Here is a 532-nt window from a genome sequence, read left to right as displayed (position 1 = left end):
AAGAAGATCTGCCCATTGAGAAGTTTACGCTGCCTAGAGGCGAGGCATTGAAACTCATGGAGGAAAAGCAGGAACCGTATAAGGTGGAGCTGATCAATGATCTGCCTGCAGATGCGGAAATATCTTTCTATCAGCAAGGTGAATTTGTCGATCTCTGTGCTGGCCCTCATTTGCTTTCCACCGGAAAAGTTAAAGCGGTGAAACTAACCCAGGTAGCAGGTGCCTACTGGAGAGGGAACGAAAAGAATAAGATGCTCCAGAGAATCTATGGTACCGCCTTCCCAAAGAAGAGCGAATTAGAGGAGTATTTGGCAAAAATCGAGGAAGCAAAGAAAAGGGATCATAATAAGCTTGGTCGGGAGCTGGACCTATTTACCACTGCTGAATATATCGGGCAAGGACTGCCACTGCTTATGCCGAAGGGTGCGAAGATCATTCAGACCCTTCAAAGATTTGTAGAGGATGAAGAGGAAAGAAGAGGCTACCAACTGACAAAGACACCTTTTATGGCGAAAAATGACCTGTATAAGGT

At 45.7% G+C, this 532-nt stretch carries 1 protein-coding gene; it reads left to right on the top strand.

What is annotated here, in order from left to right; genetic code table 11:
• Window positions 1-56 precede the first annotated feature (56 nt).
• A partial coding sequence (locus N2257_10855; GenBank protein ID MCX7794884.1) for a threonine--tRNA ligase occupies window positions 57-532 on the top strand: 476 nt, incomplete at its 3' end.

The organism is Thermodesulfovibrionales bacterium, assembly GCA_026417875.1.
In the GTDB taxonomy this organism is placed as follows: Bacteria; Nitrospirota; Thermodesulfovibrionia; order Thermodesulfovibrionales; family CALJEL01; genus CALJEL01.
The sequence above is the reverse complement of the archived record's forward strand: the minus strand, read 5'-3'. Positions and strand labels throughout refer to the sequence as shown.